We start from the raw sequence: 12,160 nt of genomic DNA on the forward strand, positions 1-12,160 counted from the left end.
CCGATCGAGGACGCGGTGGAACTGGAGAAGACGATGTACGCGATATCCCTGGGCGACGACGCCGAACTGCGCCCACTGGAGCCCTGGCACGCCGAGGAGTTCCTGGCCCACCTGGACCGCGGGCGGGAGTTCATCGGACAGTTCATCTCCTTCGGCTCCAAGGAGACGGACGTGCCTGCCGCACGGGCCATGCTCCAGCGGTACGCCGACATGCGCGCCGCCGACACCGCCTCCCTGCACGGCCTGTGGCTTCAGGGCACGCTCGTCGGCGGGGTGCTCTTCCTGAACTTCGACGCCGAACACGGGAACGCCGAGGTCGGCTGCTGGCTGGAGCCGGCCGGCACCGGGCGCGGACTCGTCACGCGCGCCATGCGGGTACTGCTCGACTTCGCGGTCGACCAGCGCGGCATCCACCGGATCGAGTGGGTCGCCGCCTCGGGCAACGAGCCCAGCCTGAACGTGGCCCGGCGGCTGGGGATGACCCGCGATGGCGTACGCCGTCAGGCGCACCCCTATGGTGGCGTACGGCACGACCTGGAGGTGTGGTCGATCCTCGCCCCCGAATGGCGTGAAGCACGCGCGCGTGCCGCTGCGAACGATCATTAAGACGCCTCTCAGACAGGATCCGTACGGTGCCGGACATGGGAACCAAGACAGCTGACGAGACCGGTGCCGAGACGGGCGCCGAGGCCACGACCGACCAGGAGAAGGTGAGCGTCACCAAGAGCGCCGACGACGCGCCGCAGTCCGCCACCGAGACCGGAACCGAATCGGCGGCGGCCGCCGGCGCGGACACCGACCTCGACGCCGAGAACGCGGAGAACGCCGAGAACGCGGAGAACGCCGCGGACGCTGAGGACCTGGAGGACTCGGAGGACGACGCCGACCTTGCCGGGGACCTGGCCGAGGCCGAGGGGCCGTCCGGGGTCGGCCAGGGTGCCGCCGCCGTCGTCTCCGCCGTGCTCGGCCTGGTCTCCCTCACGGGTGGCTGGATCGGAACGGTGGCCGCCGCCCGTGAGACCCTCGTCGGCCAGCTCCAGACCTCGTCGACCGCGAGCGTCGCCAAGCAGGTCAAGGAGGTGTACGGCGACGCGTGGGCGACCACCGCGCTGTGGGCCGGCCTGTTCGCGCTGGCCGCGCTGCTCACCGGCGTCGTGGTGCTGGCCCGGCCCGCCTTCGGCGCCCCCGGCAAGCCGCAGGCGCCGTGGATCAAGTCGGTCGCCTGGGCGGGTGTCGCGCTCGGTGTCATCGGCCTGCTGCTCGCCGTCCTCAAGTACTCCGACGCCCTCCTCGGAGTGCCGTCGACCAGCTGAGTCCGCCGCGACGGCCCAGTTCGGGCAGGGGCCTTAGGGCGTCCGTAAGCACCTTACGGACGGTCTGAGGCCCCTTACGCGTGTCCGGGGTCCGGCGGCCCCGCGAAGATGCGGAACTCTCCCGATGTGGCACACCCCCCTGGGAGACGAAGGTGGAGACATCGCGGAAAGCGAAGCCCGATCACCCGATCTCACAAGGGACACCACCATGTTCGAGTACGAACTCCACCAGATCCGATCCACCGAACTGCGCCGGCAGGCCGAGGACGCCCGTCTCGCCCGCGAGGCCGTCCGCTCCCGCCGCGCCGCCCGCCGCGAGGCCCGGGCGGCGGGGCACGCGACGGCGACGGCAGACGCCCTGGCGGCGCAGGAGGCCCATACCGACCGCCGTGGCCGGCGCCGGCTCCCGCGCGCCGCGTGAACACGGGAGGGCCGGGCGGGACAGACCGCCCGGAGACCGGAAACGGGGAAGCCGGTGGCCGCACGGGGGTCGGCCACCGGCTTCCCCCGTTGCCGTCCACCGGTACGACAAGCGCACCGGTGCTGTGGAAAACCGCTGCCGCCGGTTCCGTGGCCCATGCGATGCTCTGGCCTGTGGAAACCAGGTCCGTGAGTCCCGTGTTCGTAGGCCGCAACGACGAGTTGGACACACTGAACGACGCGCTGGAGCGTGCCGGGGCCGCCGAGCCGCAGGCGTTGCTGCTCGGCGGCGAGGCCGGTGTCGGCAAGACCCGGCTGGTCGAGGAGTTCACCACCGCCGCCTGCCGCCGGGGCGCGGTCGTCGCCCTGGGCGGCTGCGTGGAGATCGGCGCCGACGGGCTGCCGTTCGCCCCCTTCTCCACCGCGCTGCGCGCGCTGCGGGCCGCGCTGCCCGACGAGCTGGCGGAGGCCGCCGCGGGCCAGGAGGACGAGCTGGCCCGGCTGCTGCCCGAACTCGGCGAGGCCACCTCCGGCCGCCATGACGAACAGGGCATGGCCCGCCTCTTCGAACTCACCGCGCGCCTCCTGGAGCGGGTCGCCGCCGAGCGCACGGTGGTCGTGGCCCTGGAGGACCTGCACTGGGCGGACGCCTCCACCCGCCACCTCCTCGCCTACCTGCTGCGCACCCTGCGCACCGGCCGGCTCGTCGTCCTCGCCACCTACCGCTCCGACGACATCCACCGCCGCCATCCGCTGCGCCCCCTGCTCGCCGAACTCGACCGGCTGCGCACCGTCCGCCGCCTCGAACTCGCCCGGTTCACCCGTGAGGAGGTCGGCCGCCAGATCGCCGGCATCCTCGCCGCCGAACCCGACCCCGCCCAGGTCGACGACATCTTCGAACGCTCCGACGGCAACGCCTTCTTCGTCGAGGAACTCGCCGTGGCCGGCGCCGAGGGCTGCTGCACCGGGCTCACCGACTCACTGCGCGACCTGCTCCTGGTCCGGGTCGAGGCGCTGCCCGAGAGCGCCCAGCGGGTCGCCCGGATCGTCGCCGAGGGCGGCTCGACCGTCGAGTACCGGCTGCTGGCCGCCGTCGCCCAGCTCGCCGAGGACGACCTGATCGAGGCGCTGCGGGCCGCCGTCGGCGCCAACCTCCTCACCGCCACCCCGGCAGGCGACGGCTACCGCTTCCGGCACTCCCTGGTCCGCGAGGCCGTCGCCGACGACCTGCTGCCCGGCGAACGCTCCCGGCTCAACCGCCGTTACGCCGAGGCACTGGAGGCCGACCCCCAGCTGGTGCCGGCCGACGCGCGCGTGACCCGCCTGGCCAGCTACTGGTACCAGGCACACGACCCGGCCAAGGCCCTGCCCGCCGCCCTCGACGCCTCCGTCGTGGCCCGCCGCCGGCACGCCTACAGCGAACAACTGCGGCTCCTGGAGCGGGCGATGGAGCTGTGGGACACCGCCCCCGAGGAGGTCCGCGCGGCCCTGCGCCCCGTCGACTACACCGACGTCTACCCTCCCTGCGGCTGCGATCCCGCCACCACCCCGCTGCGCTACCTGGACCTGATGGCGGAGGCGGCCGTCGCCGGCCGCTTCTGCGGGGAGCGCGAACGCGCCCTGAAGATCACCAAGAAGGCGCTGCGGATCCTCCAGGACGAGCACGACCCGCAGCGCGCCGCCTGGTTCTGGGTACAGCGCTCCCGGCTGGTCCAGGGCCTGGCCCGCGGCGACGGCCGGCAGGAACTCGGCACCGCCCAGGACCTGGTGCGCGGCCTGCCGCCGTCCGAGGTGCACGCCGACGTGCTGGCCAACGCCGCCGCCTGGTCCATGCTCCACGAGCCGGGCCCGGAGGCCTTCGCCGCCGCCGAACGGGCCGTGGAGTACGCGCGGATGGTGGGCGCCCGCGAGATCGAGCTCAACGCGCGCGTCACCCTGGGCACCCTCATGGTCGACGCGGGCGACGTCGACGACGGCCTCGCGGAGCTGGAGCGCGTCAAGGACGCCGCGCTCCAGGAAGGCGTCGCCCACGTCGCGGGCCGCGCCTACACGAACCTCCCCTCCGAGCTGGAGTCGGTCGGCCGCTCCCGAGAGGCGGTGCCGATCCAGCGCGAAGGCATCGCCTTCACCCGCAAATACGGCCTGCTGGACGCCGAGGCATGGGTCTGGGGCAACCTCTCCGAGTCGCTGTACGCGCTCGGCCGGTGGGACGAGGCCGCCGAAGCCGCCGCGGGCGCCCTCGGATCCGCGGCCAGCGCCAAGCCCCGCGGCGCCGGCGCCCTGCACCTCGCCCATATCGCCCTCGCCCGGGGCGACACGGCCGAGGCCGCCCGTAGGCTCGCCATCGCGCGAGCCCACTACGGCACCCACGACCCGATGCCCCAGGCACAGCTGCCGGTCGCCCGGATCGCGATCGGCGTCGCCGCCGCGGAGGGCAGGCTCCTCGACGCCCGCACCGAGCTGGACCGCGCCCTTGCGGCCGGCTTCCCGCCGGGCACCCACCGCTACGGCTGGCCCCTGCTGCTGGCCGCCGCCACCGCCGAGGCCGACGCCCGCGCCCTGCCCGCGGCGGCCGACGGCCGCGCCGAGACCCTCGACCGGCTCGCCGAGACCACCCGCAAGCTCGCCACCGTCGCACCCCTGTGGCAGGCGTACGAGCGCTGGACCCGTGCCGAACTGCACCGCGCCCGGGGCACCGGCACCGCCGCGGTCTGGTCGGACGTGGTCACCGACTTCGAGCGCCTGGACCGCCCCTACGACCTCGCCCGGGTCCGCCGCCGCCTCGCCCAGGCCCTGCTCGAAGAGGCCACCGGGGACGACGAACGCGACCGCGCGACGGAACTCCTCCGGCTGGCCGGGGCCGTCGCCGACCACCTCGGTGCCCGCCCGCTCGCCGAGGCCGTCGCCCTTCTCGCCCAGCGCGCCCGCCTCACCCTCGCCGCCCGCCCCGCCCGCCCGGTCCTCGACCCCGTCGAGAGCCTCGGCCTCACCAGCCGGGAGCGCGACGTCCTGCGCCTGGTCTCGGCAGGCCGTACCAACCGCCAGATAGCCGAGGAGCTCTTCATCTCCCCGAAGACCGCGAGCGTCCACGTCTCGAACATTCTGGGCAAGCTGGGCGTTGCAGGGAGGGGCGAGGCGGCGGCGGTGGCACACAGACTGGGGATGTTCCCCGCCGAGGCACTCGACCCGACCAGGTAAGGGGACGGCGGAGGAGGCACCGTGTTCAACATGTTCGAGGAGCTGTTCGCACCCGGCCGCAAACACACCCACGAGGAGCAGAAGCGGCTGGAGCTGACCCGGGAGGACGTGGGGGACACGGATCCGGGGCGCGGGCCGATAGACCTCGCGTCCGGCAAGGTCGTCATACGGCTTCCGCAGGAGGATCCCACGGCGGAGTCGGCGGCCGAGGACGAGCCAGCGGCGGACCCCGGGGACGAGGAGGCGTGAGCGGCGCCGCCCGCGCGGGCTACTTCACCTCCAGCTCCAGGATCCGGTCGTCGCCCGGCTTCGGCTTGCCCCGCCCGTCGGTGTTGCTGGTCACCAGCCACACCTTGCCGCCCCCGGCCGCCACGACCGTGCGCAGGCGGCCGTACCTACCGGTGAGGAAGGCCTGCGGAGCCGCGGCCGCGGTGGTGCCGTCCAACGGGATACGCCACAGCCGCTGCCCCTTCAGAGCGGCCATCCAGATGACGCCGTCGACGTAGGCGATGCCGCTCGGGGAGGCGTCGTCGGTGTGCCACTGGGCGACCGGATTCACGTACTTCGGGTCCGACGACCTGCCCTCCGCGTCCGGCCAGCCGTAGTCGCCGCCCGGCTTGATGGCGTTCAGTTCGTCCCAGGTGTCCTGCCCGAACTCCGAGGCGAACAGCCGCTGCTTGTCGTCCCAGGCCAGGCCCTGCACGTTGCGGTGGCCGTAGGTGTAGACCGGGGAGCTCGGGAACGGGTTGCCGGGGGCCGGGTCGCCCTCCGGCGTCAGCCGCAGGATCTTGCCGCCGAGCGACTTCCTGTCCTGCGCGAGCCCCCGCTGTCCGCTCTCCCCGGTCCCCGCGTAGAGCATGCCGTCCGGGCCGAACGCGATCCGCCCGCCGTTGTGGATGTACCCCTTCGGAATCCCCTTGAAGATCGTGTCGGGGGCGCCCAGCTGCTCCTTGGGCGGCTTGCTCTCGTCCCAGAGCATGCGGACGATGCGGTTGTCGGAGGCAGACGTGAAATACGCGTAGATCATGTGGTCGGAGGCGAAGTCGGGGGAGAGCGCGATCCCCAGCAGGCCCCCCTCACCGGCCGCGGACACCCCGGAGACGACCCCCAGTTCCGTGATCTTCCCGGTCTTCTCGTCGACCTTGCTGATCGTCCCGTCGTCCCGGTCGGAGACCAGCAGCCCCGTCCCGTCCGGCAACGGCGCCAGCCCCCACGGCGACTTCAGCCCCTCGGCGACGGTACGCACCACCTTGACCGACCCCGTGGCGGGCGCCGCCGACTCCGACGCCCCGACGGACGCGGAGGCCCCGGAGGAGTCCGCCGACGACCCCCCGGCCCAAGTCGGCGTGGGCAGGCCCCCGCCACCACCGCCGGAGGAACAGCCCGCCACCAGCAGCACGCCGGCCATGACCAACACCGCGGCCCCACCTCGACGTCGCACGATCACGATCCCTTCGAACAGGCCTCGGCTCCTCAGACCGACGGTAGTACAACGCACCCCGTCAGGGGCGCGGGACTGTCCGGCGGATCATGAAGCGAACGCCCGCTGACAGTGCCCCGAAAGGGGTGCGGGGCTGCCGGGCGGATCCTGAAGCGAACGCCCGCTGACAGTGCCCCGAAAGGTGCGCGGGGCTGCCGGGCGGTCCTGAGGCGAACGCCCGCTGACAGTGCCCCGAAAGGGGCGCTGGGGGTACCCCCGGCCGAAGGCTGGGGGAGGAACTGCGCGACCAGCCCCCACGGCGCCGCACCGGACCACCGGCAGAGCACGGCAGTCTCCGGGCTAGTCCCAAGAGCCCTGCGCAGCAGGCAGCCCGCCCAGCTCCGCCAGATCCTCCGCCGTCAGCCGGACCTCCACCGCACCGGCGTTCTCGGCCACCCAACGCCCCTGCTTGGTCCCCGGCACCGGCACCACATGCGTCCCCTGCGCCAGCACCCACGCCAGCGCCACCTGAGCGGCGGTGACGCCGCCACCCCCCTGCCGGCCCGCCACCCTCCGCAGCCCCGCCACGATCGGCTGGTTCGCCGCCATCATCTCCGCCGTGAAGCGGGGGTGCCGCGCCCGCAGGTCATCCGGCTCGAAACCCTCACCCGGAGTGAGCGTCCCGCTCAGGAAGCCGTTGCCCAGCGGCATCGCCGCGAGGAACCCCACCCCCCGGGCCGCACACCACGGCAGCAGCGACTCCAGCGCCTCCGGCGACCACACCGACAGCTCCGCCTCGACCGCGCTCACCGGAAACACCTGCTGCACCCGCTGCAGCTGCCGCAGGGTCGCGTCGTGCAGCCGCGCGCCGGACCTGCGCCCCCCGCGCGCCCCCACGGCGCACAACCCCAGCGCCCGCACCTTTCCCGCCTGCACCAACTCCGCCATCGCGCCCCAGGTCTCCTCGACGGGCACCTCGGGGTCGGCGCGGTGCAACTGGTAGAGGTCTATGACATCGGTCTGCAGCCGCCGCAGCGACGCGTCGCAGGCCCGCTTCACATAGCCGGGCCTGCCGTTGGCCACGATGTGCTGGTCGCCCACCAGCAGCCCCACCTTCGTCGACACGAAGGCCTCCGCACGCCGCTCCCTGAGCACCCGCCCCAGCAGCAGCTCGTTGGTGAACGGACCGTACATGTCCGCCGTGTCAAGGAGTGTCACGCCCAGGTCCAGCGCCCGGTGCACCGCTCTCAGCGACTCTTCGCCCCGCTGCCGCGACCCGCTGTACCCCCAGCTCATCGGCATGCACCCGAGTCCGACGGCCCCCACCGCGAGCGCCCCCGCGCCGATCGTCCTGCGCTCCACCAGCCCGTGAACCTCCTTCTTGAGCTCCCAACCTAACCCGCCCGCCGCCACACCCCTGACATAGCCTCCTGACCATGACCCGAGACGCATGGCTGCCCATCCCGCCCGACGAGTTCACGGACCTGCCCGACGGCCTCGACTACCTCTTCTGGAACGGCGACCAGGACTTTCCCGGTGACCCCGCCGACTGCGCCGTGTACGTCGTCCCCTACATGAAGCGGCAGCCCGTCAAGGTGCGCCCGCTGGCGGGAATGCGCAACGTGCGGCTCATCCAGACCCTCACCGCGGGCGTCGACGACATGACCGCGGCCCTCGACCTGATCGTCCCCGGGGTGCAGCTCTGCAACGCCCGCGGCGTGCACGAGGCGAGCACCGCCGAACTCGCGCTCGCGCTCACCCTGGCCTCCCTGCGCGGCATCCCGGGATTCGTCCGCGCCCAGCGGCAGGAGCACTGGGAGGGCGGCTTCCACCAGGCCCTCGCCGACAAGTCCGTGCTCATCGTCGGCTACGGCGCCATCGGTTCGGCCGTCGAGGACCGGCTCGTGCCCTTCGAGGTTGCGCGGGTGGCGCGCGTCGCGCGCTCCGGGCGCGCCTCGGCGCGCGGTCCCGTGCATCCGCTCACCGAACTGCCGAATCTGCTTCCGGAAGCCGATGTCGTCATCCTCACCACGCCCCTCACGGACACCACGCGCGGCCTGGTCAACGCGGAGTTCCTCGCACGGATGAAGGACGGCGCACTGCTCGTGAACGTCGCGCGCGGGCCCGTCGTGGACACCAAGGCCCTCCTCGCCGAGCTGGAGAGCGGCCGCCTCACCGCCGCCCTGGACGTCACCGACCCCGAACCGCTGCCGGCCGGACACCCCTTGTGGCAGGCGCCCGGCGTGCTGATCAGCCCTCATGTCGGCGGCCCCACCTCGGCCTTCCTGCCGCGCGCCAAGCGCCTCGTCACCGAACAGCTGAACCGTTTCGTGAACCGGGAGCCGTTGCGAAACGTGATTTTGACGACGGGATCCACCGACAACTGACCATCACGGCAATACGCGTGTAATCCGCTTCCGGTACGGTCCGCAACCTTCCGAGCGCGGTGCGTGCGCGCATAGCCCACTGGTCGTCACGGAGCGTAGAGAAGCTATGTCCCTGAGTGACGAGACTGGTGTATCGTCCCGGAAGGGGCTGCGCCGCGCACCGTACGGCGCCGGGGATGGACATTTCAGATTTGTGAGGGGGGCGACGGGCGATGCACGGCCTATGGACGAACGATCCGACGCGGCGGAGCCGCCGGCGGCGACCCTGGCGCACAGCTGCGCGCAGACGCGGCCACCACACCAGCCATCACCACCACAGGCACAGCGGACGCAGGAGGCACGCCCACCCGGCGCACCGGGACCCGCGGGACCCGGGAGCGGTGCGGACCGGGAGGGTCCGGTGACGACGCCGACCCCTGTGACGACCACCCTCCCCGGAGCGCTGCGGGCGCAGCCTCCGGCGGGGAAGCCGTACCCCCGGCCGCCGGCGACCGGCGGCGGGACCGGCGTGGTCCGCCAACTCGTCCTGGCCCTGATCTGCGCGGGATACGCCGTCGGTTCCGCGTTCGACTGGGGCTCGAACCAGATCGCCCTGTTCATGGGTGACTTCGGTCTGACCGCGGCCGCCGGCACCGCCGCCGTGTCGTGCTTCTTCTACGCCCGCTCCCCGCGGGTCCGCTTTCGACCTGCCTGGTTGCTGTTCGCCCTCTCCTCGGCGATGGCGGCCCTGGGCAACGCAGTCTGGGGATGGTACGAGGTCGTGCTCCACCGGCCCGTGCCCAGCCCGAGCTACGCCGACCTGTTCTTCCTGTGCTTCGCGCCGCCCGCCATCGTCGGCCTGCTGGTGCTGGCCAAGCGGCCGGTGACCAGGGCCGGCTGGATCTGCCTGACGCTGGACGCCTGGCTGATCGGCGGCTCGCTGCTCACCCTGTCGTGGAGCCTCGCGCTCGCCCAGGCCGCCCGGTTCGACGGACCCAGCGTCGCGCACACCGCGCTCTCGCTGGCGTACCCGCTGCTGGACATCGCCCTGGTCAGCATGGTGCTCGCGCTGCACTTCCGGCGCTCGCCGGGCAACCGCACCGCGGTGAACACCGCGATCGGCGCCCTCGCCCTGACCGTGATGTGCGACGCCCTGTTCACCTCGCCGCTGCTGCACAGCAGTTACCGCTCCGGCCAGCTCCTTGACGCGGGCTGGTTCGCCGGCTCGCTGCTGCTCGCGTACGCCCCCTGGGCCGCCCCCCGGCCGCAGGGCGCCCAGGATCCCGAGGGGCACACGCGCGTGGTCCACGAGCACGTGCCCGGCGGCCGTGCCGCGGCGGCCAAGCAGCCGCCGGCGCCCGCCCCGGGAGGGGATCACAGCCGGTACCCGGCCGGACGGCCGATCACCGGGTCCCTGGCCGCCCTCACCCCGTACCTGGCCGCCGCCGTGTGCACCCTGGGCATCCTCTACAACGTCCTCAACGGCCGCAGCCCGGACCACGTCGTCCTGATCACCGCCGGCCTGGTGGTCCTCGCGCTCGTGGTGCGCCAGGGCATCATGCTGCTCGACAACATCACCCTCACCCAGGAACTGGCGCAGCAGGAGAACCACTTCCGCTCCCTGGTGCAGGGCTCCAGCGACGTCATCATGATCGCCGCGCCGAACGGCATGCTCCGGTACGTCTCCCCGGCCGCCGCCGGGGTCTACGGCCGGTCCGCCGAGGACCTGGTGGGTTCGGAACTGGCCAGCCTCATCCACCCGGAGGACCTGGGCTGCGTGGTGCACGAGGTACGCCGCTTCCTCGCCGCCAGCTCCGCGGAGGAACCCACCACCCGCATCGAGTGCAGGTTCCGGTCCGGCGAGGGCGGCTGGCTCAACGTCGAGTCCACCGTCAACCGCCACCACGGCGGCCTCATCTTCAACAGCCGGGACGTGACCGAAAGAGTGCGCCTGCAGGCGCAGCTCCAGCACAACGCCGAGCACGACCCGCTGACCGACCTGCCCAACCGCGCCCTGTTCACCCGGCGCGTGCAGCAGGCCCTGTCCGGCCGCCGCTCCTCCGACCGGGGCCCGGCCCTGAGGAACACGGCGGTGCTCTTCATCGACCTGGACGGGTTCAAGGCCGTCAACGACACGATCGGGCACCAGGCCGGGGACGAACTGCTCGTCCAGGCCGCGCGCCGACTCCAGGACGCGGTCCGCCAGGGCGACACCGCGTCCCGGCTGGGCGGCGACGAGTTCGCGGCGCTGATCGTCGGCGACGGCACCCGTGACCGCAGTGCCCGGGAGCGGCACATCCTGGAGCTCGCCGACCGCCTCAGGGTGACCCTCTCCCAGCCGTACGCCATTGACGGCAACGATGTCCGTGTCAACGCGTCCATCGGTGTCGCCTTCGCCGAACCGGGTCTGGGCGCAGGCGAGTTGCTGCGCAACGCCGACCTGGCGATGTACCGCGCCAAGTCGGCCGGCAAGGGCTGCGTCAAGCTGTACAAGCCGCAGATGCAGCAGGACGTCGTACGCAAGGCGGAGCTGGCCACCCGGCTGCGGGCCGCCCTGCACGACGGCGAGTTCGCCCTGCTGCACCAGCCCGTGGTGTGCCTGGAGAACGGCAGGATCGAATCGGTCTCCGCGCAGGCACGCTGGCGCTCCTCGCAGGGGGTGCTGTTCACGCCGGCCGAGTTCCTGCGGGTCGCCGAGGACAGCGACAAGACGGCCGAACTGGACCGCTGGATCCTCCAGGAGGCGGTCGAGCAGGCCGCCGAGCGGGCCGCCGGCGGGCTCGTGGTGCCGGTCGCCGTCCGGACGTCCGCCCGACGGCTGCTCGACCGGTCCTCGCCGCTCGGCTCCGTGGAGGCCCTGCTCGCCCGGCACGGGCTGCCCTCGGGGGCGCTGCTCCTGGAGCTGTCCGACACCGACCCCAGGGTCCCGCTGGACGAGCTGGAACGGCGGCTGACCGCGCTCAGCCGGCACGGTGTCCGGATCGCGCTGGACGGCTTCGGCAGCGGCTACGCGGCGATCACGGCCCTGCGCAAGCTCCCCGTCGACGTGCTCAAGCTCGACCGCAGCCTGGTCGAGGGGGTCGTCGAGTCGGCCCGGCTGCACAAGATCACCAGCGGGCTGCTGCGGATCGCCTGCGATCTCGGCCTGCAGTCCGTGGCCGAGGGCGTGGACCTGCCCGAGCAGGTCACGGCGCTCCGCGCGATGGGGTGCACGCACGGGATGGGCATGTCGTTCTCCGGTCCGGTGGACGAGTACCGGCTGCGCCGGGCGCTCGGGTCCGGCCACTATCCGGTTCCGCACGCACCGGCCGAGCCGGCGTTCGCGGGAAGCGGCCCGGGGGTGTACACCGGTGGTGTGCCTGCCGGTGTACCCGCCGTGCTCGGAGGCGGAAGTGGCCTACGCTCACATAATGAGACTCCCGTCCCACCCACTTGACACGTGG

The 12,160-nt window shown here is 72.9% G+C and carries 9 protein-coding genes; 7 read left to right on the forward strand and 2 right to left on the reverse strand.

All coding sequences use genetic code 11. From position 1 onward, the window contains the following. The first annotated feature begins 33 nt into the window (after nt 1-33). From ACFY0K_RS38305 to ACFY0K_RS38325, 5 genes are all read left to right on the forward strand, one after another. Entirely contained in the window at nt 34-606 is a 573-nt protein-coding gene (locus ACFY0K_RS38305) for a GNAT family protein (protein WP_351961379.1), read from the forward strand. A gap of 35 nt (nt 607-641) precedes the next feature. Next, nucleotides 642-1,313 (forward strand): hypothetical protein, encoded by a 672-nt coding sequence (locus tag ACFY0K_RS38310; protein WP_390643750.1) that lies wholly within the window; start codon nt 642-644, stop codon nt 1,311-1,313. 208 nt (nt 1,314-1,521) lie between these two features. Next, on the forward strand, nt 1,522-1,734 hold the full coding sequence (locus tag ACFY0K_RS38315) for a hypothetical protein (RefSeq protein WP_390643751.1): 213 nt from the start codon (nt 1,522-1,524) through the stop codon (nt 1,732-1,734). Between the two features lie 161 nt (nt 1,735-1,895). Beyond that, nucleotides 1,896-4,931, forward strand: a complete 3,036-nt coding sequence (locus ACFY0K_RS38320; RefSeq protein ID WP_390643752.1) for an AAA family ATPase — start codon at nt 1,896-1,898, stop codon at nt 4,929-4,931. A gap of 21 nt (nt 4,932-4,952) precedes the next feature. Continuing rightward, a complete protein-coding gene (locus ACFY0K_RS38325; protein ID WP_390643753.1) occupies nt 4,953-5,180 on the forward strand; it encodes a DUF6191 domain-containing protein in 228 nt (75 codons plus the stop codon). Between the two features lie 19 nt (nt 5,181-5,199). Here ACFY0K_RS38325 and ACFY0K_RS38330 read toward each other — a convergent pair whose 3' ends face one another. Both ACFY0K_RS38330 and ACFY0K_RS38335 read right to left on the reverse strand, forming a co-directional pair. After that, the gene (locus tag ACFY0K_RS38330) at nt 5,200-6,339 is read right to left on the reverse strand and encodes a PQQ-dependent sugar dehydrogenase (RefSeq protein ID WP_390643913.1); all 1,140 of its coding nucleotides are present in this window, start codon (nt 6,337-6,339) and stop codon (nt 5,200-5,202) included. Between the two features lie 372 nt (nt 6,340-6,711). Continuing rightward, complete coding sequence (locus tag ACFY0K_RS38335) at nt 6,712-7,713, reverse strand: aldo/keto reductase (protein WP_390643754.1); 1,002 nt, start codon at nt 7,711-7,713, stop codon at nt 6,712-6,714. A 74-nt stretch (nt 7,714-7,787) separates the two neighbouring features. On the opposite strand from ACFY0K_RS38335, the gene ACFY0K_RS38340 reads away from it, so the two are divergent. Continuing rightward, nucleotides 7,788-8,738: a 2-hydroxyacid dehydrogenase gene (locus tag ACFY0K_RS38340; protein ID WP_390643755.1), complete on the forward strand. Its 951-nt coding sequence runs from the start codon at nt 7,788-7,790 to the stop codon at nt 8,736-8,738. A gap of 223 nt (nt 8,739-8,961) precedes the next feature. Then, nucleotides 8,962-12,153, forward strand: coding sequence for a putative bifunctional diguanylate cyclase/phosphodiesterase (locus ACFY0K_RS38345; RefSeq protein ID WP_390643756.1), 3,192 nt, complete (start codon nt 8,962-8,964; stop codon nt 12,151-12,153). Nucleotides 12,154-12,160 lie beyond the last annotated feature (7 nt).

The organism is Streptomyces sp. NPDC001507, assembly GCF_042894765.1.
Classification (GTDB): domain Bacteria; phylum Actinomycetota; class Actinomycetes; order Streptomycetales; family Streptomycetaceae; genus Streptomyces.